Raw genomic sequence first — 22,646 nt, 5'->3', positions numbered from 1 at the left:
GTGCTCGAAGGCAATAACTTCACACGCAACAATTCAAAACCGTATCGCTTGCTGGTTCCATTGCTGCCATTCATCGGCGGTGCATTCCTGCTCATAGGGACGAATGAGGTTCACGCTGCCGGTTGGGAAAATGTGGTGCTTAACAAGCCAGCCACATCCAGTGGCTACAGCCAGCCCTATGATCCTTCCAGAGCTGTGGATGGGTCAATCGAACCAACAAGCCGCTGGTATCAAGCCAGCAACGGTGAAAAATGGATTCAGGTAGATCTGAGAGACTGGTATATCGTAGATCGATACGTTGTTACAGGTATGGGAGTCCATAACGGATGGCAGGATCAACGTGATCCATACAGTTTCCGATTGCAAACAAGCAGCAACGGAAGTAATTGGGTGACTGTTGATACCGTCCAGAATAATGAGAGCTCTAATGTTGAAAAGAACATTGCCCCTGTAACTACACGATACTTGCGATTATATATTGATCAAGGAAATACAAGAAACAATCAGTGGGCTTCCATCATGGAATTCGCAGCTTATGGGGAGCGATTGCCCGTTCCACAGGCTCCGGGGCATTTTACAGGAACCAAAAATGGAAATACAGTGGAGTTAAGCTGGGATGCCGTTCCTTATGCAACTTCATACAAAGTCATACGAGATAGTGTAACCCTCTATACAGGTAACTTAACCCAATTCATAGACACCTCAGCATTGCCGCCAGGTGAAGCCCTTTACACGGTTCAGGCCGTGAATGCTAAGGGGGAGAGCACTCCCTCAGAGGTTAAAGTGAACATACTTACCGATGCCGAGAGAGTTGCACAGGCAAAGGCTGCTCTTGCATTAGGCTTCGCATCTGGAGATACAGTTGATTCCGTATCCCAAAAGCTGACACTGCCACTCGCTGGATTGAATGATACGACGGTGAGCTGGAGTTCGGATACTCCTGACGTCATTACGAACGAGGGGGCTGTCACACGCCCGCGGTACGATCTGGGTGACCGAAAAGTAAAACTGACAGCTACGATTGCGAAGGGAAGCGCCTCGGATACTCAAACTTTCGAAGTTACCGTACCGAAGATAACTGCACAAGATACATTGGATCAAGCAGCAGACACCCTCTCGCTTGGCAATTTGTCTGCGGTAACAGAAAATATTTCTCTCCCTTTATCCGGTTATGGTGGAGCGCAGATCGAATGGTCCTCAGCCAAACCACTAATTATTGCAGCAGATGGAACACTCACCAGACCCTCTTATAATAGTGGAGATACGGATGTTACCCTAACGGCTACCCTGCAACTTGCAGGCTTAACGAAAACAAAGAACTTTACTGCGCATGTACTCAGTCTGCCCATGAGCGATACAGAAGCCGTTGACGCAGCATACAGGGCGCTTGAGCTGCCAATGACTACAGTAACCGGAGACGTATATTTGCCAAAAGACGCTCTGCATGGTGTTCAGGTGTCATGGTCATCGAATCAGCCCCAGTTCCTGGATCATACTGGGCATGTAACATTCCCAAGCTATGTGCAGGGCGATCAGACCATCACGCTGGAAGCAGTTGTGTCACGAGGCAGGGTTGAGCTACGAAAAACATTCAGCCTGCTCGTGCCTGCACTGCCCGTAAGCGCTGATGAAGCCGTAAATTTGGCAGCTAATACACTGAATTTAGATTATCCGCAAGGGATTAAGGATTCCATCGCTCTGCCTCATACAGGAGCATTTGACACCCAGATCGACTGGTCTTCAGATCAACCAGATATTCTCAGCAACAGCGGTCAGGTGAATCGGCCTAAATATACAGACGGTGATGTGAATGTACAATTAATTGCCATTATTTCTAAAGGTGCAGCTTCTGTACAAAGAACATTCACGATCACAGTGCTGAAGGCATTACCGAATACACCTTACGTACGATTAAACGGTAGTAATCCAATTGTTCTGGAAGCCGGTGACAGCTTCACTGATCCGGGAGCCAGTGTACTGGACAGCGTATACGGCAATATCCTGATCCCTGAGCTTTCAGGTAACGGGAATGTCGATATAAATGTACCCGGTGTATATGTATTGAACTATGCTTATAGCGACAATGGAGGTTGGACAGCGGAGCCAGCAGAGCGCCATATAAACGTGCTGCCCCGTGCTGTTGGGGCCGCAGCAGGCAATGGGGATATAGCCTCTGTGGTCGTTACAGGTGCCTTACCAGGCGCACGGCTTGAACTGTACAATGCCCAGCAGGAGCTTATAGCGGAAGGAATCGCTTCGGGAGAGGGAAAATATACATTTACACCTGTGCCTGAAGGAGCCAGCTACTATGTGCTACAGAACGTAAATGGTATGAAGAGTGCCCCGTCAGGGCTAGTATATCCGCAAGGGTTAACCGCGCAGCGCGTTGCGGATTCCATCACAAGCATAACAACTCCTACAACAAGTGACACACTGCTCAGGTTGCCTGTTGTACCTGATGGTTTCCGTGTGACCATCAGCAGCAGTAGCCAGCCAGACATCGTGCGTACAGACGGAACTATTGTTCAAGCAGATACTCCTTCCGTTGTAACTATCATGCTGGATGTTATGAGGGTAAGCGATGGTTCTCGTGCGTTGACGCAAGCCATAGAAGTCACCGTCCCTGCCAAGGTAATTGCAAACACAGGCAAATCTAACAAAGATAAGAATGAGGATCTATCTGCTTTCGTACCACAGATCGGAATTTCCGAACAAGGGAAAGAGTTCTCCCTCTTTGTTCCTTCGCCGGCATTCCTGGATGAGCAGATACAGCAAGCACTTCGCGAAGGCAAAGCATACGCAGACATTCGTTTGGAGCAGGAGAAGCAACTGAGTCGTGTTATCCTTTCTCATTCTTTACTGAATAAATGGGATAAGATTGGTGCATCGGTAATATCCCGATATGGAACACTGATGATATCCAGTGACACCTTAACCCGCATGGCCTCAGGCCAGCAGGACGTTACATTGTCATTCCAGCAGGTAGATGTACAACGTGCACAGCAGATCCGTGATTGGGCTGAGCAACAATCCAGCCTGACGCTGATGGGTCCGGTTACAGACATCAAAGCCAATGTGACAGGAACCTCGTCGATCATTCTACCGCTGGATAACGAATCCTTAGGTGAGTTACACAATGCAGAGCCCCAGTTCTCCATTCTTGTTATTCATGAGAATGGCGAGCGTGAGATTCTAAAAGGGACTGCTGTAATGGATTCAAAAGGGATTTTGTCGGGTGTGAGTGTCAATACGACCGGGTTAGGTACCTTTGTCGTCGCCACAGACGCAAAGTCTCAAACCAATAATGCCAGTGTGCAAAATGACCAAATCAATTCGTCAGATTCGCAAGAGCTAGCTCAGGTATGGCCGGATGTACAAGGCCATTGGGCAGCGAAGTCCCTGCAATCTCTTGCAGACAAAGGCTGGATACAAGGCTATAAAGACGGCAACATACGCCCTGAGCGCGCTGTAAGCCGTGCAGAATTTGTAGCCATACTGACCAGAGCATTGGGAACTGCTGGAGATGAGAGCCCTTCTACCTCATTTACAGATATGCAGGGACACTGGGCTGGATCAGCCGTGGATTCTGCTCATCGTCAGGGATGGATTCAAGGGCTAACCGCTCAAACTTTCGGACCTGATGAGAGTCTTACCCGTGAGCAGGCGATGGTGATCCTGTCACACGCGATGCAGAATCAGATATCCATTTCCAGCACTACTGCACTGCAATCCTACAAGGATGAGCAGCAGATTTCAGCATGGGCCTCCGCAGCATTTCAAAATGCAGTATCCTCCGGTTGGATCAGCGGTTATCCAGATGGAACACTCAAGCCAAAAGCAGCCATCAGCAGAGGTGAGATGGCTGAACTGCTGGTACGTATTCTTAAATAAGACTTTTCAAGCTTCATACATCAGATGAGTATAAGCAAATACAACGCGGCCTCCAAGCTTTTCGGGGGCCGTATTTTTTTATGTATATTTTATGTACAAGCCTCCAACAATCATTTTTGCTTGTTTATTCACCCTTTTCGCTTCAGTAAATATATTATGAATATCTGCGAAGCGGGGCGATGAACCACCTATCACCTCTACAGTAGGAAGAATGATAAGGAGGAGATATTTGAGCATGAAACATAAAAAACCGTTCAGGTTCAGTGGTGCTTCAAAAAAAGACGAAGACTGTAAACCAACAAGAGTAAATAAAAGTATCGAGGCTCTTCTCAGACTGATTAATGAATTGACCGCGATCATCCCCGTCGTATTCGCAAACCCCTCTGCGGCTAATGTATCTTCCTTGCAACTGGTTTTAAGACGTTTGTTGTCTCTGGCGAAAAGCTTAAGACTTAGAGGCGGGGTTAAGGCAGACTTGCTGGCAGCGCTGGAGCTTGCTATTGTTGCGTTAGAAGCTACACCTTTCTCTCCGATCGGCGTAGGTACTGCACTGCAACAATTGCTGGATGCCCTATTGTCCATCGTTTTACAAGAATCCCTTGATCCTGCTCTTAAAGACAGCTTAATCAGCGCGATCAGAATCGCTGGAACGACGGTTAGCAACGTATTAGGTGAAACATACTTGTCAGGGGAGTCCGGTGCACAAGGACCTCCTGGACCTGTGGGACCCGGCGGTGCGCCTGGACCCGCAGGTGGACCAGGGCCACAAGGGCCTCCCGGACCTATCGGCGCCGCTGGACCTATCGGAGCACCCGGACCTGTTGGCCCTGCCGGGCCCGTGGGGCCTGCGGGGCCCATTGGAGCGGCTGGACCTGTTGGCGCCGCCGGGCCTATCGGGGCCGCTGGACCGGAAGGCCCGGCCGGACCTGTCGGCGCTACAGGTGCTGCGGGCCCTGCCGGGGGTGTGACAGGCGCCACGGGCGCTACGGGCGCGGATGGATTGGTCGGGCCAGCCGGGGCCATAGGGCCTGCTGGAGCCACGGGTGTTACGGGCGTTACAGGGATTACCGGAGCCACCGGCTCGGGAGCCATCATCCCGTTTGCTTCAGGAGGACCTGCTATACTGACAACTGTTCTTGGCGGAGTGGTAGGAACCACAAGTTTGATCGGCTTTGGGAGCTCAGCAACAGGTATTAGCCTCGTAGGCGGGGTCATAGACCTGACAGGTACACTTGTAGGACCTCTGATTAACTTTGCTTTTTCCGTACCACGGGATGGCGTAATTACATCTATTGCTGGTTACTTCAGTACAACAGCTGCATTAACTCTCGTGGGTTCAACTGCGACAATTACTGCCCAGCTGTTTAGTTCCCCAACACCTAATAACACTTTCACAGCAGTTCCGGGAGCTATCGTTATATTGGCCCCTCCACTGAATGGCATTGTTGCTTTGGGAACGACCTCTAGCGGCATTACTACTGGTTTGGCTATCCCCGTAACCGCACAGACTCGTCTGCTCCTTGTCTTCTCTGCCACAGCTACAGGTATTTCCCTCGTAAACACTATCGTAGGTTATGCAAGTGCAGGCGTCACCATTACCTGATCCAAAAAGAAAAAAGGGCCCAGCAGGATTGTTCCTGTCGAGCCCTTTTTATTTGTATTCCAACAGACGAACTAAACCGTTTCGAACGATATTTTTACTTCTTCTCCCTCTTCACAAACGGCGAACGTTTTAATTTGTCCGTGATCAGGCTCTTGAACGATGCCCGTCTGCAGATCAATTTTCCAGTCATATAAAGGATCATAGATATAATGACCAGATACTATAGCCTCTGTAAGAGGACCTCCTTTGGGATGAGGACTGCTATTTTCAACGGCATAAAGCTCATTCTCCGAAGTGCGGAAAACAGCAATTTCAGTACCTTTGATATGGATGGTACGCCCTATTCTGATCGGAAAATCCTTACTATGACCGACGACAAGCCATTCGGCATTTTTGATCATTTGCTTGATCGCTCCCTTCCTCAGGCATTTTAGATACAATTACACAATAGACGGGGTGACAACCTCGAATAAATTTTTGCGTGAATCCTCATCATTGATGATCTTTTTCCAAGGGTCTTCGACCTGTTGTAATGCAAATTCGATGCGTTCTACTAAAGCTTGTCGATGATCTGTATCATGAACGACAGCCTTCTGAATCTCCTCCAGACCGATCCGTTCCACCCACTCCGAAGTACGTTCCAGGTATTGTCCTGTTTCCCGGTAGAGTTGCATTACGCTTCCTACAATATCAATCAACTCGGCGTCGGTTTTTACTTTACAGAGTGAATCAGCCAACCGCGCTTTAATACCGCCATTACCACCGATAAAGATCTCCCAGCCCCCATCATTACCTACGATTCCGATATCTTTGGTACATGATTCCGCACAGTTGCGTGGACATCCATTAACCGCTAATTTGAATTTTGCCGGGAAATCCAGTCGTTCGAATTTCCGTTCCAACACTTCTCCCATTCCCATCGAGTCCTGTGTGCCAAACCGGCAAAATTGTGATCCAACACAGGTTTTAACTGTACGAAGTGACTTCGCGTAGGCATATCCCGACGGCATATCGAGTTCTTCCCATACTTTAGGCAGATCCTCTTTACGGACACCGATCAAATCCAGCCGCTGTCCTCCTGTTACTTTAACGACCTTAACGTTGTATTTAAGAGAAACATCTGCTATCTTCTTCAAATCTTCTGGGGTCGTTACACCACCGTACATTCTAGGAACAACTGTAAACGTTCCATCCTTTTGAATGTTCGCGTGCAATCGCTCATTTACAAAACGGGAATCTCCCTCATTTTCATAGGTATCCGGGTTAATCATTCCCAGATAGTAATTCAGCGCTGGCCGACATTTGGAGCATCCTTCATCATTATGCCAACCCAGTACATTCATAACTTCACGCGTTGTTGTCAGCCCTTTGGTTTTGATCGCTTCCACAATCTCGTCCCGACTCAAAGTTGTGCAGCCACATATTCCTTGCTTGGCTGACGTCTTGAAGCTGTCTCCAAGAACGTACTGCAGAATTTGCTCTACAACCGGCTTACACCCTCCACAGGAACGCGTTGCTCCGGTACATGCCTTAATTTCATCGACTGTGGTCAGTCCATTATCATTAATCGCATCCACAATCGTCTTTTTGGTTACACCGTTACAGCCACAGACAATTTCATCATCAGCCATCGTTTCAGCGGATAATGATTTCGCCCCGTCCTTGCTGCATCCAGTACCCATGATCTGTCCATATATCTCATCTGTCATCAACGTTTGCTGACGCACATATTTTTGAAGGCTAGCAGATTCGCTCACATCGCCAAACAGTACAGTTCCAACAATCTTATTTTCACGAAGCAGCACTTTTTTGTATGTGCGCTTCCACTCATCCTTTGCCACAATCACCGTATGTTCAGGCTGGGTTATGAATTCGCCAGCTGAGAAAACATCCACTCCTGAAATTTTGAGCTTGGTGGAAACCACCGATCCCATATAACCTTCAGTATCCGCACCTGCCAAATGTTTGGCAATTACACTCCCCTGTTCAAACAGCGGAGCTACCAAGCCGTAACAGGTTCCGCGGTGTTCAACACATTCCCCTACAGCATATACATCCGGCACGGAGGTTCTCATCAAATCATCGACTACAATACCACGGTTCGTTTCCATACCACTTTGCACAGCCACCTGAATATTAGGTTTGATCCCGACGGCCATAACGACCAAATCCGCTTCCAGCTCGCTTCCGTCTGAAAACCGCAGTCCTTGTACCCGATCTTGACCGTACACCTCCGCAGTTTGCATTTGCATAGCAAACTTGATTCCCTGGCGTTCTAGTTCTGTTTTCAGCATCGCAGAGGCTTCCCGGTCCAGCTGGCGTTCCATCAAATCCTCCATTAAATGAACGACCGTAACATCCATACCCAGGTTGACCAAGCCTTTAGCTGCTTCCAGCCCCAATAGGCCTCCACCAATGACAGCTGCCTTTTTAAAGGTCTTTGCTGCCTCAAGCATTGCCGAGCAATCGGCGATATCTCGGAAACCGATGACACCCGGTAATTCTTTACCCGGAATAGGCAGAATAAATGATTGTGAACCAGTAGCTACCAAAGCTACATCGTAATCAATTTCCAGTCCGTCTTCGGTGCGAATCTTCTTGTTCTCACCGTCAATGCTTTTCACCATTTTTCCTGTATATAAAGTAATCCCTTGATCCGCGTACCATTGCAAATCGTTCAGTATGATATCATCAATCGTTTTACTACCTTCCAACACATAAGAGAGCATGATCCTGTTATAGTTCGGATGCGGCTCATTTCCCAGGACCGTAATTTCATACTTATCCGTTAATTTCAAAATTTGTTCGACCGTATTGATACCAGCCATCCCGTTCCCTATAACCACAAGTTTTTGTTTACTGTTTATCATATACCGGTTCCTCCATTCATTCGACGATGCTTCCTATCCGACGACATCTCCTACGTTCCTATGAATATTGCTTATGCTTCTATTTTAATGCAGCAGATAGAGCTATATGTGATTAGAATCACAATGTAGTTCAAATTAAAAATATTTAGGGATTTCCCTATTCTGCTTCAAGGGATAAAGGTAAGCAGCTGAAATTGAGTTAAAAAAAAGGACCAGCTAGCTGGTCCCTTAGTTTAATTTATGAATGATGGACTTTTACTCAAATGGGAGAAATATTCAGCAACTTCCCGTGCAGCCCGGGATGGACGCCAGCCGCGATTTTTTCCATCTGTGTACTATGAACCATAAGAAATTTATTTTTCTTAGTCAGCAGTAGGTTCCCCCGGCTACCTTCTCCCGCTTCAAGTGGCATATTCGTTCCTGCCGGAAGGATCACAATCGTCAAATATCCTTCACTGTCAACTTTACAGGGAGCATAATGAAGTGTCGTTGAATATATCTCGACAACCGTGTTTTTAGGCTGAAAAAACACCTGAACATTTGCACTGTCATAGGAATTGTCCTCAATGTCCTGTACTCTGCCGACAAGATGAATACAGTCTGTAGCGGCAATCACCACCTCGCTGCCCTGATGATATTCCAGCCCGGTCAGACCCGTATTCTGACCTGCGCAAAAACCAGCCTGAATTGGAAGTTGGCCGTACACCTCATCTTGAATCCGGTGAATTACACCGAAGTCTTCGAGTTCTGCGACCGAAGGTACATAATGGTTTCCCTGATCGGGTACGCTGGTCGTTTCTTTTGCATACTTGATAAGCTCTGTGGTATTAAAATGAGGCAGCAGCCTTCCATACGGGCGGAATGCTTCGCTCATTACCTCATAAATAACCAAAGGTGCATTGATTTGATTTAGTCTTTCCGTAGTCTTCATAGCTTGACCTCCAGCAATGAATCTCCTGTGTACACTCGGTTATTTCCCAGCACCTTAACGTCAGAGTATTCGGCTGTATTCGTCACAATAATCGGTGTAGTCATGTCATAGCCCAGAGCTTTAATTGCTCCAATATCAAACTCGACCAGCAGTTGACCTTTGGTAACCCGATCCCCTTCTGAGATATGCGTTTTAAAATGCTGTCCTTTCAACTTGACGGTGTCCATACCGATGTGAACCAAGATCTCCGTTCCTCCATCCGATACAATACCAATCGCATGGCCTGTACGGAAGGCATTAGCTATAGTTCCGTTGAATGGAGAGAGCAGTTTGCCATCCTCAGGCACAATAGCAACGCCTTTACCCATGGCTCCAGTAGAGAACACTTCATCAGATATCTCGGATAACGGTTTGACAGTACCCGTCAGCGGGCTGGAAATATTCTCGTTCGTTAGCGCAGGAGCTGGGGTTGCAGCTTCTTTCTTCTCTTCATGGACTGCAATCATTTCTGTTTCCATGGAATCATTAAATCCAAAGAAATACGTGGTAATGGCTGTGAATATATAAGCTACGATAATGGCAATTACGAATCCGGCAAATCCTGTGCCGAAGAATATCGGCAGGGATGCCAAGCCCGGTATACCTGGAGCAATTGCCACGGAACCCGCCGCACCTGTGATTGCCCCGGCGATAGCGCCCCCGATAATAGCCCATACGAACGGTTTTCTGTAGCGGATACTAATCCCGTAGATGATCGGTTCCGTGATGCCAAACAAACCTGTTATCGCTGCAGGCCCGGCAATCGCTCTCACTTTTGGATTTCTGGTTTTAAGGAATACACCCAGTGCCGCACCTGCTTGTGCAAAGTTAGAAGGCGCAAATAATGGTTTCAAAGTATCATGACCGTATACCGCAATGTTATTGTACATGATAGGAATAAACGCCCAGTGGAGCCCCATAACAACTAACATCTGCCACCCGGCACCTACAATGACTCCCGCTACAATCGGACTCAAATTGTATAAGAAAGTGTAACCCTTAGCCAGCCCCAAGCTCGCATATATTCCAATTGGTCCAACCGCAATCAGAGTCAAGGGAACAATGACCATCAGACAGATAAGTGGCGTTATAAAATTTTTCACGCTATCATGAATTACTCTATTCAGGAATTTCTCCAGAATGGATAGCAACCAAACCGCGATAATCACTGGAATAACCGAAGAAGTATAACTCATAAGAACAACAGGAATATTGAAGAACGAAATATCCGTTTTATCGTTATACAAAGTAATAATATTCGGATACACCAGAGCCCCTGCTACCGCAAGCGCAACAAAGGTATTGGCTCCAAATTTCTTCGAAGAGGTCACAGCAATCGCGATCGGCAGGAAATAAAAGATACTGTCTGCGGCAGCGAACCAGATCGAATAGACACCACCTGTTTTGGTGAGCCATCCTAACGAGACGAGCATTAATAAAAGCCCTTTCAAAATCCCCGAAGCTGCCAGTGCCCCCAAAAATGGTGTAAAAATACCGGAAATAATGTCCACCGTTTTGTTGAACCAGTTGCCTTCAGGAGCAGCGGATGCATTCGATTTGTCGTCATCTCCAAGGCTACTGATCTTTAAAATGTCTTTATATACGTCCCCTACCGTATTTCCAATGACCACTTGATATTGTCCACCGTTTTCAACAACTGTAATAACCCCGGGAATATTTTGTGTTTGGTTCTTGTCGGCCTGATCCCTGCTATTTAATTTAAATCTTAACCGAGTGGCACAATGCACCAAGCTAGAGACATTTCCTTCTCCGCCAACGGACGCTAAAATGTCTTTTGCCAGTTTTTCATTGGACATACTGCTCGCTCCTTTAATCCTCATTTGGCATTTTTCTATAAAAGTAAACGTTTACATGGATGGTGGTAATTCAAAGACTCTACGCGCACTCCAAGGAGTACGAAAAGAATATAGAGTCTCTGAATTACACGGGGTCAATCGTTACCGGCTTCTTCCTACCATTCTCTTGATTGTATGTCTGCGTCCTTTAATGGACAGCGCAAGCTGGTATACGTTCTCAGGAAGAGGTGTTCCTGCATAACCACCATCTCCAATGGCATGAATATCCGCGCCCGTCTGTTTCATCATGAGTGCGATCCAGGCAATCGTTTGAACATCTGCCCCTTCAACTGAGCTGTTCAGGAAAGAAAGAGCAAGCGTTCCGGGTTTATATGAATGGACAAATTCTACACATTGTCTGACGTGCTCCACTGTAATACCATGTCTGGAGCCAGGTGCAGGCAACGTAATAACGTCAGCACCAGAATCGATCAAGTCCTTAATAATTTCATTGGAAGGTCTCTCGCTCAGTGGATCACCCAATACTTTCTCAATGGTTCCGTCTTCCCATTTTCCGGCGCAGATCAGGATTTTGTCTCCCAGTGTTTCTTTTGCCAGCTTGGTAGCCTCAATGATCCGTTCAAAGGTTGTACCTGCGGAAGGATTTCCTCCCAATACGATAAAGTCAGCTCCAATCTCTAAGGCACGCAGGAAGTTCTCTCTGGAAGCGATTCTTCCTTCTTTGGCCTCCACATATTGTTCTCCCGCAACCTGAGCATCCGGGCTTGGACACTCAAAATAAATACCGAGCGGAACACCGGCCCATTCCTTGATTTGCTTCAGGCTATACGGCTTATCAGCCAGCTTGCCATGCTTCATTTCACGCAATCCGATATTGGATTCTTCCTTGATCATATCAAAGCCATTCAGCATAACCATATCTGCGCCGTAAGCTGCTTGGATCTCCGCATTGGTAACGCCATCGACCAGGCCGGAATTCAGCATCACATGATGCTGTCCCATAATGACGCGCCCTTCAGAAGCCAGAATGGATTCTTTTAGATCTGCTGCGCTAAATTTCAAAATATCCGTTTTCGTGCTTGCGATTAATCTTTTTGCCAATGTAATCTCCTCCAAGTCATTTATGTTTTAAGTGGTCGTTCGTCAGCACAAATGCTGTTCCTCGATGTCGGATATCATCTTGATGCGGTCGCCATGGCGTCCTCCTTCAAACTCAGCCTCCAGCCATGATTTCACTATCATTTTCGCCAATTCGCTTCCGACGACACGTGCACCGAATGCAAGAACATTTGTATTGTTGTGCTGCTTGGACAGCTGTGCAGAGTAAGGCTCGCTGCATACTACAGCCCGAATTCCCTTGACTTTGTTGGCCGAGATGGATATTCCCACGCCTGTGCCGCAAATCAGAATGCCTGCGTCAGCCTGCTTTCCGACCACAGCCTCTGCAACGAGCTTTCCATACTTCGGATAGTCGGTTCTTTCTGAAGTTTGCGGTCCATAGTCCATGACCTCATGACCCAGTTCATTAAGATAAGTTGAAATCGTCGTTTTAAGCTCTACAGCCACATGGTCGCTACCGATGGCAATTTTCATGGCTTTATTCCTCCCCGAATTAGATATTTTTTAATCTGTTAATGATGGTTTTGTAAGATTCTTCTTTACCAAACAAAGTGGATGTCCCCAGTACGAATCCTTCAACCCCGTAGTGTGCCAATTCGTTGATCTTCTCTTCGGAGATAGCCCCATCAACCACGATTGTATAATTCAATCCCTTTTCGTGTTTAAAAGCTTGCAGCGCTTTAATCTTGTCGTTCACGAAGGGTAAATATTTTTGCCCTGCAAAACCCGGATTTACGGTCATGACCAACACATAGTCAACCATGCCAAGTAAAGGTTCTACTGCAGCAATGGCTGTCCCCGGATTAAGAGCGATTCCCGCTTTTACCCCTCTTCCAACAATTCGGTCAATGGTGCGCGTCGGGTGCATATCGGCCTCCGGGTGAAAATAAATGATGTCTGCACCCTTATCGGCAAATAAATCAATATAGGCGGAAGGGTTGTCTATCATCAGATGTACATCCATTGTTTTTTGGGTTTGTTTACGGATAAACTCCAAATCCTGAAGCCCCATTCCGAAATTAGGGACAAATCTACCATCCATAATATCAATATGATAAATATCCACATTGGCTTCTTCCAGCGCGTTTACTTCATGTTCCAAGGAGCTGAAATTAGCGCACATCATGGAAGGACATAATAACATACTCATTCATAATCACCCTTCTTTTAAAATAGAGTAAACGATTACTCAAACGACATAATCTGTTTAACATTTTCCAAAAAGCAGCAGTTGATCTTTATGCCCTTTGGTATTGAATAAATCAGTAGAGAAAACGTTTACCCATTGAAAAAAATAACAACAGTTCATGGCTCGAACTCCATCACTTGTTGGTTTCTCACACATCATATGGATTCTGAACTCTCTTGGGTAAACGATTACATTTAACATAATTAAAGTTATCATTTTCTGATATTGTTGTCAAACCATTTTTTTGTTGGATATTAAACGGGAAAGTTTACAGCATAATAGAGCACAGCTCAACCATCTTACTCTGGAGAGGTAAAACAGTACCTATGCTCACCTCTCCCTTGGCTAATGCAAGATGATATCTGACCACGAAACTAGGTGGTACTGCGTTGTATCAATCGTACTGGGATGGAATAATGCTGCTCTTGTTCCATCTTGTCTCCACTCAGCATACGAAGCAGCATACTGGAAGCTTTATCTGCAAGTGTTTCTTTATCCTGTTCAATTGTAGTCAATGGCGGATTACAGTATTGGGAAATTGTGTCATTATCAAAACCCACTATCTTGACTTCACCGGGGACCTGTACTCCGAATTTCTGTAACGCCAGTAATCCGCCCAAAGCCAACCAGTCATTAGTTGCAAAAATACCGTCAAACCGCAGTCCTTTTTCCAAGACATGTTTAATAGCAGCCTGTGCGGTCTCCAGAGTAGGCCCATCATTGCGAACTGCAACCAAGTGGTCCTCGGATGGATGCAGTCCATGCTTTTGCAAAGCATCTTTATACCCGTACAGACGCTCATTAACAGAGGATAGATTGTTTTGCTTGGTCAACAGCAAAATTTCCTTGCAGCCTTTGTTAATCAGCTCCTCTGTCGCCAAAAATCCACCCTCATAATGATTGGACTCAATAAAAGCTACGTTCGTATTAATCTTTGGTCGTCGGTCAATACATACAATCGGAATGGGACGTTTAAGCAATTCCGCAGAAAGCTCCTCCTGACCCGAAATGCAGATCAGACCATCTACCATTTTTCCATCCAAAGTTTTCAAATATTCTCGTTCCTTCTCCGCATCTTTAGCAGTATTACATATAATGGTAGAATATCCTTGTTTAAAAAAGAAGCTTTCCACTTTTTGTACAATGACTGAAAAAAATTCATTATTAATATCCGGCACCAAAACGCCAATCGTCTGTGATTTACTCATCCGCAGGCTTTTGGCGATGCTGTTAGTCTCATATTGGTACTTTTGGATTACTTCAACAACCTTCTGCCGTGTTTCCTCAGAGAAGCGACCATTCTCGTTAATCACACGGGAAACCGTAGCTACAGAAACTCCACTTAACCTGGCAATATCCTTTATGGACACTTGATTTTTTTTCATATTATTTCCCTCAAATAATTATATTGAGTAAACGTTTTCCTGATTGGAGATTAACATAATCCTAATATGGGTGTCAACTGACACACTAGCATAGAAAGAGTTTTCCGCCAAAATACGAAGAGACCACAAGTCAACATACCATTTAATGAGTAAATACAACCTTTATAAGGAATACTTTAGGAACAACTTGTATCTTAAGGAAAAATGAATTAATCGTATGGAGGTGATCATCATGTGGTCTAAAATAATTTCTTATATTCCAAGCTGGAGTACACTCTTTCAAGCAGGCCTCGCGTTGATTATTCCTTTAGGGATTTATTATATAAACACCTCGATTTATTCGTTTGTTGGCAGTAAGGGAGCGAAATCCAAGCATTCTTCTGGTCGTTCTCTCTCCGATGAAAATAACGAAGGGCACATTGATCAACAGCATGAACCAAGCTCCAAAATTACAGGGAATTACGATTCCGATTTAAATTCGATCCGAGAGGCTATAGGCGAAAATAGTGATGTGCATTTTCGTGAGTTTGTAGTAAAGAAATATCATGCACGGTCCGTGTTAGTCTTCATAGAAGGTATGCAGGATGAAAAGCTTATGAGCAAGCAGGTATTGGAGGTCTTGATGTTTGACGGCCAGCAGGACCCACAGGAACAGCAAGAAAGTATAAATAGCTCTTTTATAAAAGAAAGCTTGATGCCGCTTACGCAAATTAGTGAAGTTGCTGATATGGAGGACCTGCAGGAGTCTATACTTTTAGGGCATACTGCCTTATTAATTGAAGGAATGAAGGGAGCACTGCTGGTAGGCTCGCCTAATGGCGCCATTCGCTCCGTCAATGAACCAACCTCTGAAGCATTACTTCGGGGTCCCAGGATCGGTTTTACGGAGGTATTAAGTGAAAATACTTCGATGCTTCGACGCCAAGGCATAAACAAAAGTCTGGAAATGAAGAAATTCCAAGTGGGAAGCCGAATCAAAAAAGATCTGGTTGTCGCGTACATCAAGGATATTGTGAATCCGGATCTCCTCGAAGAAGTAAACAGCAGAATTTCAAAAATAGACATGGACTTTTTAGCTGAATCCGGTTATGTGGAGCAACTTATTGAAGACAATTATTTAAGTCCGTTCCAGCAGGCCCACAACACTGAGCGCCCCGACCGTGTCATGAGTGCCTTGTTGGAAGGAAGAGTAGCGATTCTGCTGGATGGTACTCCCTTTGCACTTATTGTTCCGGTGACCTTCAGTATGCTACTCCAATCTCCCGAGGACTATTATGAGCGCTGGATTCCAGGGACACTTTTACGCGTGTTACGATTTTGCGGAGCTTTTATAGCGCTTATGGGTCCTGCTTTATATATCTCTTTCATATCGTTTCATCCCGGTTTGATTCCAACCAAGCTGATTATTAGCATCATCGAGACCCGTCAAGGCGTTCCTTTTCCATCTGTCATAGAAGTTATGATTCTGGAAATCTCTATCGAAATCCTGCGGGAAGCCGGCATACGATTGCCCAAACCTATCGGTCCTGCCATGGGCATTGTGGGAGGCTTAGTCATCGGCGATGCTGCTGTCAATGCGGGCATTGTTAGCCCGTTCCTGGTGATTGTGGTTTCGGTTACTGCCATCTCTTCGTTTTCGATACCGACATATAGTGCGGGCATTACCTTGCGTCTTTTGCGTTTCGTTGGCATGCTATTTGCAGCAATCCTGGGCATGTTTGGAACCGTATTGTTCTTTCTGTTAATTTGTATCCATCTGACGAAATTAAAAAGCTTTGGCGTACCGTATGTGACTCCCTTCTCCCCTATGCGTCCAAGCGACTGGAAGGATGTGTACATTCGAGCCCCTATATCTCTGATGAAACGAAGACCCGTTATGATGAAAACTCAGCAAAGCAAGCGCAAATCATAGCACCCGGAGGAAGGAGGAAGGATTGTGTTTAGACGTTCTGATGATAAGATTACATCCAAACAGGCGGCAGTATTCCTGACCAATACGGTATTGGGCGCAGGGATTTTGACACTGCCAAGAGGTGTAACTGAAACGGTAAAGACTCCGGATGCATGGCTCTCTGTCCTGCTTGGCGGATGTATTGTCATATTAGTGGTGTTGCTCATGGTAAAATTAAGCCAACAATTTCCCGGAAACACTGTGTATCAATACTCCAGGAGAATCGTCGGTATCATTCCAGGAGGATTTTTAAGTCTATTATTAATCATATACTTTATCATCATCGCTGGCTTTGAGATTCGTGTTTTAGCTGAAGTGACGATTTATTTTTTGCTTGAAGGGACACCCATATGGGCGATTGTGATTCCATTCATCTGGGTGGGAAGTTATCTGGTTTTTGGAGGTATTAATCCCATTGCGCGGTTATACCAGATTGTACTCCCGATCAGTCTCTTCTTTTTACTCATCTGTTTTGTCCTTAGCCTAAGGATCTTTGAAATTGACCATCTTCGTCCTGTATTGAGTAGCGGTATTCTTCCAGTAGTTAAGGGGCTAAAGTCGACTGTCCTTGTTTTCACTGGATGTGAAGTCATCATGACACTGGTCGCTTTCTTACAGTACCCTGAAAAAGCCATAAAGGCCATGGTAGTGGGAATCAGCATCCCTTGGGTATTATACTTTTTGACAGTAGTTATGGTAGTCGGCGGGTTATCGGTGGACTCTACTATGACAAGTACCTGGCCCACCATTAATTTAATGCGCAGCTTTGAAATCTCCGGATTTCTTTTTGAACGTCTTGAGTTTCCGTTGCTGGTAATCTGGATGATGCAAATGTTTTGTAATTTCTGCAGTTTTTTCTTCAATGCATCCTTAGGTGTCTCACAGGTATTTGGCCTTAAATATCGTTATGCGATTTTTGGCTTAATCCCAATTATCTTTATCTCCACAATGACTCCTGTTCGTATGATGGAAGTGTTTAGCCTAGGCGATGCGATCGGATACATGGGAATCATTTTATTTTTTCTGGTTCCGGTACTTCTCTCCATCGTTTTCATGATCAGGAAGAAGGGAATGAAGCAAAATGTATAGGCAACAAATCCTATCTTTGCTGCTTGCCTTCATTCTCCTGGTAACTCAAGCCGGTTGCTGGAGCAGCAGAGAAATAGAAGAACTAAGCATGTATACAGGACTGGCTCTGGATAAGGGTGAGCCCAGCACAGTGGAAAAGGACCTGGAAAAGGAAGGCAGCCGTTACTTCAAGAAAAATAAAATTACTGCCACTGTGCAAATCGTCCCCAAAAAGACTTTTGGAAACACGGCAAAACAAGGTGGTGGACAAGGGCCAAACTATATTAATATAGCTGCCACCGGGGATTCTTTACTTGAAATCTTCCGGCAATTATCCCTTCGTCTGGATCGCCCGATTATTGGTCACCATCTAAAGGTCATGGTGGTTTCCACCAAATTGGCAGAACAACAGACGATGCAGCAATTGATGGATTTTGTGCTTCGTGATAATGATATTCGTCCGAGTTGTTTTGTTTTCTTAAGTAAGGAACGTGCAGCTGATACCTTAGTTACCAAATATAAGGACGAGGTCCCATCCATTCATATTCTATATATGCTTCGTAATCATTTCAGAACCAGCAAGGTGATGAGGGGAGTCAATTTGTCTGAATTGGATGGGTTGATGCACTCCAAAAAAAGCTATATATTGCAAAACATTTCTGAATCCGATGGGGAATTAGAATTTTCGGGTGCTGGTGTTATTAAAGGAGACACCGGTCACTGGATCGGTAGTTTGGGACAACAAGACGTAGAGAGCATTGCATGGATTAAAGGTGATGTTGAGGGCGGAGCTGTCAAAACGTATGACAAGCGGAATGAAGCTATAACTTATGAGATCAAATCGGTAAAAAGCAAAATAACAGCGAAGGTGACCGAGGGTAACGATATCTCGTTTCACGTAAAAATTGAATCCAAAGGACGTTTAATCGAAAACTGGGATGAGAAAGTGAACCCGACAGAGACACGAAACATGAAAGAGGCTGAGAAAGAATTTGAAAAAGAAGTGACTAGAAGGATTAAGTCTCTTATGCACAAATTACAATCAGAATATAAAGTCGATGTCGCCAGTTTTGGCGAACGTTTAAATATTGAGCAGCCTCAAGTGTGGAAAAAAGTAAAGGATGATTGGGATTACAAATTCAGCAAAATACCCGTAACCTTCGATATAAAATTATCTATTACGGATTTAGGCTCATCTGCCGAATGAAAGAGTCGAATTGGCCTTATATAAAAGCCAATTCGACTTAAGATTCGCGGTTGTCTTCATAACCATCCAACACTGCAACGGTCGCTCCTGAATTTCCAGAAGCGGCTACACGCTTAATTCAAATTGATTTTAAATACATCCCCTGCATGGCCACCTAAAACGATCAAGCCACCTTTGGGCAGTACAACCGAGTTATTGCTAGCAGTTGAAAATTGTACAACCGCACCGTTTTCATCATAGACAGCGAAGCCTCCGCTTTTTGGAAAATCAACGGTCATCGTTTTATTGGCTGAGTTTTTATCTATTTTATACCATGTGGCTTGGCCATTAGATGGTATGGTGTACACTGATTTTCCTCCCAAGATAGGTTTAACAGCATCTTCACTGATATAGGATTGTCCATCTATGGTTAAATACTCCGAACCATCCTTGGTATAAAAATTCAGATCAAATGCATCTCTTCCACTCATAACAGGAATCTCAACGGCATTTACTGCTTTATTCTCATCCACAATTTTAGTACCACTTGCGTATCCATCATGATCAACGGATATTTTTTTTGTTATAAATGAGGGGGCCAGATAAAATATGGAAGATATCTTTTCATCCAAAGCATAATAATTTTTCCCGTTTCTATTTTCCCATGCCTTTTTAACTGTAGTATTTAGAGGATTGGCATCAAGCTTTTGATATTCATAAATCACCATAACCATTTGGCCTAATCCCGGAAAGTTTAAATAAATGTTAGCCTTAATATACGTTTTCCCGTTTTTTTGTTTGTCAAAGCTTACGGCTACACTGCCATCACTGCTTTTGAATTGTCCATCACCTGTATACACATATTTTTGCGCCGGGACGAATCCATCCAAAAAAGCAGGTAAATCAAACTCACCGTTTTTAATCTCTACATTGATGGTTGTACCCACAGAACCGTATAATCCCGAATAAGAAAGTAAATCAGATGGCATTTCCACTTTTACAGGAGCCTCAAATGTTTTATCTGGTATGATGTCTTTAATGATGCCCTTATCTTTTAAAACTTCCAATAAAACGTTAGAAGCAAAAATACTATCTAAGATGGAAGACCCTCCAGATGAAAGCACAGCCATAGAAATTTGATGCTCTGGTATGGTGATCAAAGTAGAGTGATACAAAACAGTATCCCCACCCTTGGATAGCGCAGTTATTCCGTAATCACTAAACGGTGCCAACTGAACCGCATCCCAGCCAAGCCCATAATTAAAGCTGTTTGTCTCTTCAGGTACCCATATTCCTTTTCGATATTCATGACTTTGCATGGACTTCGCCGATTGTGCAGATAAAATATCGGGTCTGTTCCCCATTAATACTTCTGAAAACATAGCCACCTCTTCTGCGGTAGAGTATAAGCCCCCTGTCCCGATGACATTGGCATTTTCAACGGGTAAGGCCCCCTCAATCGCAGGAAAATAAGTTTTGGACAGCTTTTGTCTGTCAAACTGATCGAGTGGTGTTTTCGTAGAGTTCAAACCCAAAGGGGCACTAATATGCTTTGCCAGAAATTCGGTATAACTTAGACCACTCACCCGTTCAACCAATATTTCAAGCAATTGAAAACTATCATTACTATATACAGAATATTCGCCGGGGTTGGATTTTAAAGTTTCTGATCGTAATCTCAGCAATAGCTCATCATGATTTTCTGTATCATTGTCATTAAATAACATACTATTTTTATAGTGGGCACCGTAAAGACCCGACGAATGATTTAACAGCATACGCGGTGTAATTTGTTTGTATCTTTCATCAGCCATTGTAAAGTCCTTAATGTATGTTGTTAGCGGCTGATCAATATCTACCTTATGGGCATCCACCAGCATCATCGTTGCAGCAGATACATACATTTTGCTTGTAGAGCCTATACCGAACATCGTATCCTTGGTGATTGGCTCGTTGGTTGCTTTATTCTTTACACCCACGCTATCCGATAATACGATGTTTCCATGGTCCCTAATGGCATACTGCACACCGCTAGCACCGTATTTGGATACCAGCTCCGAGGCCAGATTGCGAGCCTTTTCCTTAATGGGTTCAGGATTGTCTTGAGCAAAAGCATTCGTCATCGGCAGTACAAAAAGCATAGCCGAAATGAACACAGCTATTATTTTCTTCATTCCATATTTCCTCCTCTTATGGGTTCCCAGATTATTACTGGACTGATCATACTATGAACGAGGATTCTATATAAAAAAGTCACCCTGAAACGAAAAAAACAATCCCTAAACAGCAAGATGTCTAAGAATTGTCCTTATAAAATGGCAATAAAGCCATATTATCGAATACTTTATTTTTTGTTTCAATGGTCATATTCCCACCGTATTTGTCACATATTCTGGATATATTGGTCAAGCCAATGCCATGTACATCCGGGTTTGATTTTTGACTATGCAAATGAGCCACTTCATTCTCCACATGATTCAGGATGTGAATGAAAAGCGCGGACTCATTGGAATGTATTTTAATAAGAATGTACCTATCATCCGCAATCTTGACCTTTTTAGATGCTTCTATGGCATTATCCAGCATATTGCCCAGAGCGACACACAAGTCATAACGTTCAATATTTACTTTTTGTGAATACAAGTTAAGCTGAGTATCTACCTTGATGCCATTGGCCTGAGCAATATTAAGACTATTTGTGACAAGAGCATCTATAACCAGATTACCGGTATTAACCCTTTGATAGGCTCCTTCGATTTTATTTAATGTAACCTTAATATGTTCACTCGCCTCAGCCAATTCATTTCTCTTGATACATTCTTCAATATACAAAAACTGTTGGTGTGTATCATGAATGATTCTTTTCATATTTTTGAAGCTGTAAACCGTTTTTTCGTAGTTAGCATCTTGGTAGTCCATCTGATGTTGTAATTGAGCATTTTCATGCATTAATTGAAATTTTTCAATGATATTATCGAAAATATATATGATAAAAACATTTAAAAAAATAAAGCTAATAATAGAACCAAAATAATACATATTCTTTTCACTATAAACAGATAAAACATTGACCTGGTATAAACTTATGATGGGAACGATTAAAAATAAAATATAGTAACGATGCTGCAAAGGGAAGGTTCTGCGTTTGGCAAATAGCCGTATAATCTGAATGACAGCAAACATGATAATGCAGCTGAGTAACATAACCTTAGAGGATATCAAGTGATCTTGCCCACCCAAATGGCTAAAGTTGCTAATTTTAACGGAGCCTACAGCATATAAAATATAAAGAGATATAAAATTAACGATGGTTATCAATACAGCATAAAGGATAGAAAAAATGATCTTTGTCTTTATTTCCACTGTATAAGATTGCGCTAAACTAAATATGACAAGTAATGCCAAAATCGAGGATAGCGTAGGAGACAGATAAACACTTAAATATAAGATGTTCAGCAACCCGAAAATAATGAAATATATGAATCTATTTGGCTTTCGATTGGACTTATCAAAAACCGAGTTAAAGTAAAAATTCACTTGAAAGCACATCACCAGTACAACACATAGGTTAAGAAGCAGGTAGCTATATTCCATCAT

General features: G+C 44.2%; 15 protein-coding genes. 5 read left to right on the top strand and 10 right to left on the bottom strand.

What is annotated here, in order from left to right; translation table 11 throughout:
- A complete protein-coding gene (locus tag ACM1ND_RS03480) occupies window positions 1–3,891 on the top strand; it encodes an immunoglobulin-like domain-containing protein (protein ID WP_418027071.1) in 3,891 nt (1,296 codons plus the stop codon).
- Between the two features lie 235 nt (window positions 3,892–4,126).
- Window positions 4,127–5,494 (top strand): exosporium glycoprotein BclB-related protein, encoded by a 1,368-nt coding sequence (locus tag ACM1ND_RS03475; RefSeq protein ID WP_254348777.1) that lies wholly within the window; start codon window positions 4,127–4,129, stop codon window positions 5,492–5,494.
- Between the two features lie 71 nt (window positions 5,495–5,565).
- Here ACM1ND_RS03475 and nirD read toward each other — a convergent pair whose 3' ends face one another.
- The 8 genes from nirD to ACM1ND_RS03435 form a co-directional block, all read right to left on the bottom strand.
- A complete protein-coding gene (gene nirD / locus ACM1ND_RS03470; protein ID WP_023986899.1) occupies window positions 5,566–5,895 on the bottom strand; it encodes a nitrite reductase small subunit NirD in 330 nt (109 codons plus the stop codon).
- A gap of 39 nt (window positions 5,896–5,934) precedes the next feature.
- Complete coding sequence (nirB, locus tag ACM1ND_RS03465; protein WP_023986898.1) at window positions 5,935–8,364, bottom strand: nitrite reductase large subunit NirB; 2,430 nt, start codon at window positions 8,362–8,364, stop codon at window positions 5,935–5,937.
- A gap of 259 nt (window positions 8,365–8,623) precedes the next feature.
- On the bottom strand, window positions 8,624–9,295 hold the full coding sequence (locus tag ACM1ND_RS03460) for a DUF4867 family protein (protein ID WP_023986897.1): 672 nt from the start codon (window positions 9,293–9,295) through the stop codon (window positions 8,624–8,626).
- On the bottom strand, window positions 9,292–11,151 hold the full coding sequence (locus tag ACM1ND_RS03455) for a beta-glucoside-specific PTS transporter subunit IIABC (protein WP_418027070.1): 1,860 nt from the start codon (window positions 11,149–11,151) through the stop codon (window positions 9,292–9,294). Before ACM1ND_RS03455 ends, ACM1ND_RS03460 begins: the two co-directional genes overlap by 4 nt.
- 141 nt (window positions 11,152–11,292) lie before the next feature.
- Window positions 11,293–12,252 (bottom strand): hypothetical protein, encoded by a 960-nt coding sequence (locus tag ACM1ND_RS03450; RefSeq protein ID WP_023986895.1) that lies wholly within the window; start codon window positions 12,250–12,252, stop codon window positions 11,293–11,295.
- A 42-nt stretch (window positions 12,253–12,294) separates the two neighbouring features.
- Entirely contained in the window at window positions 12,295–12,744 is a 450-nt protein-coding gene (gene rpiB / locus ACM1ND_RS03445) for a ribose 5-phosphate isomerase B (protein ID WP_023986894.1), read from the bottom strand.
- Between the two features lie 19 nt (window positions 12,745–12,763).
- Window positions 12,764–13,420 (bottom strand): ribulose-phosphate 3-epimerase, encoded by a 657-nt coding sequence (gene rpe / locus ACM1ND_RS03440; protein WP_068941342.1) that lies wholly within the window; start codon window positions 13,418–13,420, stop codon window positions 12,764–12,766.
- Between the two features lie 413 nt (window positions 13,421–13,833).
- Complete coding sequence (locus ACM1ND_RS03435) at window positions 13,834–14,844, bottom strand: LacI family DNA-binding transcriptional regulator (RefSeq protein ID WP_028541072.1); 1,011 nt, start codon at window positions 14,842–14,844, stop codon at window positions 13,834–13,836.
- 232 nt (window positions 14,845–15,076) lie between these two features.
- On the opposite strand from ACM1ND_RS03435, the gene ACM1ND_RS03430 reads away from it, so the two are divergent.
- Genes ACM1ND_RS03430 through ACM1ND_RS03420 form a run of 3 tightly spaced genes read left to right on the top strand, consistent with a single transcriptional unit; the run spans window position 15,077 to window position 19,070 of the window.
- A complete protein-coding gene (locus ACM1ND_RS03430; protein WP_418027069.1) occupies window positions 15,077–16,756 on the top strand; it encodes a spore germination protein in 1,680 nt (559 codons plus the stop codon).
- A gap of 24 nt (window positions 16,757–16,780) precedes the next feature.
- The gene (locus ACM1ND_RS03425) at window positions 16,781–17,884 is read left to right on the top strand and encodes a GerAB/ArcD/ProY family transporter (RefSeq protein WP_068941337.1); all 1,104 of its coding nucleotides are present in this window, start codon (window positions 16,781–16,783) and stop codon (window positions 17,882–17,884) included.
- Complete coding sequence (locus ACM1ND_RS03420) at window positions 17,877–19,070, top strand: Ger(x)C family spore germination protein (protein WP_023986889.1); 1,194 nt, start codon at window positions 17,877–17,879, stop codon at window positions 19,068–19,070. Before ACM1ND_RS03425 ends, ACM1ND_RS03420 begins: the two co-directional genes overlap by 8 nt.
- A 113-nt stretch (window positions 19,071–19,183) precedes the next feature.
- Here the strand turns inward: ACM1ND_RS03420 and ACM1ND_RS03415 are convergent, their stop codons facing one another.
- On the bottom strand, window positions 19,184–21,223 hold the full coding sequence (locus ACM1ND_RS03415) for a serine hydrolase (protein WP_316243273.1): 2,040 nt from the start codon (window positions 21,221–21,223) through the stop codon (window positions 19,184–19,186).
- Window positions 21,224–21,344: 121 nt separating this feature from the next.
- Window positions 21,345–22,646, bottom strand: a complete 1,302-nt coding sequence (locus tag ACM1ND_RS03410) for a sensor histidine kinase (RefSeq protein WP_071559340.1) — start codon at window positions 22,644–22,646, stop codon at window positions 21,345–21,347.

The organism is Paenibacillus sp. JJ1722, from assembly GCF_048282685.1.
Taxonomy (GTDB): domain Bacteria; phylum Bacillota; class Bacilli; order Paenibacillales; family Paenibacillaceae; genus Paenibacillus; species Paenibacillus polymyxa_B.
The sequence above is the reverse complement of the archived record's forward strand: the minus strand, read 5'-3'. Positions and strand labels throughout refer to the sequence as shown.

Coding starts and splice junctions, on each gene's coding strand:
- ACM1ND_RS03475 (WP_254348777.1), top strand. CDS start 4,127: ATGAAACATAAAAAACCGTTCAGGTTCAGTGGTGCTTCAAAAAAAGAC.
- nirD (WP_023986899.1), bottom strand. CDS start 5,895: ATGATCAAAAATGCCGAATGGCTTGTCGTCGGTCATAGTAAGGATTTT.
- nirB (WP_023986898.1), bottom strand. CDS start 8,364: ATGATAAACAGTAAACAAAAACTTGTGGTTATAGGGAACGGGATGGCT.
- ACM1ND_RS03460 (WP_023986897.1), bottom strand. CDS start 9,295: ATGAAGACTACGGAAAGACTAAATCAAATCAATGCACCTTTGGTTATT.
- ACM1ND_RS03455 (WP_418027070.1), bottom strand. CDS start 11,151: ATGTCCAATGAAAAACTGGCAAAAGACATTTTAGCGTCCGTTGGCGGA.
- rpiB (WP_023986894.1), bottom strand. CDS start 12,744: ATGAAAATTGCCATCGGTAGCGACCATGTGGCTGTAGAGCTTAAAACG.
- rpe (WP_068941342.1), bottom strand. CDS start 13,420: ATGAGTATGTTATTATGTCCTTCCATGATGTGCGCTAATTTCAGCTCC.
- ACM1ND_RS03435 (WP_028541072.1), bottom strand. CDS start 14,844: ATGAAAAAAAATCAAGTGTCCATAAAGGATATTGCCAGGTTAAGTGGA.
- ACM1ND_RS03430 (WP_418027069.1), top strand. CDS start 15,077: ATGTGGTCTAAAATAATTTCTTATATTCCAAGCTGGAGTACACTCTTT.
- ACM1ND_RS03420 (WP_023986889.1), top strand. CDS start 17,877: ATGTATAGGCAACAAATCCTATCTTTGCTGCTTGCCTTCATTCTCCTG.
- ACM1ND_RS03415 (WP_316243273.1), bottom strand. CDS start 21,223: ATGAAGAAAATAATAGCTGTGTTCATTTCGGCTATGCTTTTTGTACTG.
- ACM1ND_RS03410 (WP_071559340.1), bottom strand. CDS start 22,646: ATGATGGAATATAGCTACCTGCTTCTTAACCTATGTGTTGTACTGGTG.